This is a genomic window from Bacillus sp. 7894-2 (genome assembly GCF_002272225.1).
Classification (GTDB): Bacteria; Bacillota; Bacilli; order Bacillales; family Cytobacillaceae; genus Cytobacillus.
Genome location: NZ_NPDG01000177.1, coordinates 1 through 242, shown reverse-complemented (window position 1 = coordinate 242; position 242 = coordinate 1). Strand labels below are relative to the sequence as shown.

Genomic DNA, 242 nt, shown 5'->3' with positions numbered 1-242 from the left:
GCTCCTGTTAAGCCGTACTCCGTGTTGTTGGCAATTTCAAGCGCATGGTCGAAATCTTTTGCCTTTGTGAAGCCAACGACCGGCCCGAAGATTTCTTCCTGCATTAAACGTGCATCCGGTGCAAGGTCAGCGAATACAGTCGGTTTGATGAAGAAGCCTTTTGAATTGTCCCCTTCTCCGCCTGTCATCAGCTTGCCTTCTTCTTTGCCGATTTCAATGTAGCTCATGATCTTGTCAAATGC

1 protein-coding gene is annotated in these 242 nt (G+C 47.9%); it reads right to left on the bottom strand.

The genetic code is table 11. The annotated features are described in order from the left end of the window. The coding region (locus CHI10_RS22040; protein ID WP_142301795.1) for an aldehyde dehydrogenase family protein at positions 1-242 on the bottom strand (242 nt) is incomplete at both ends.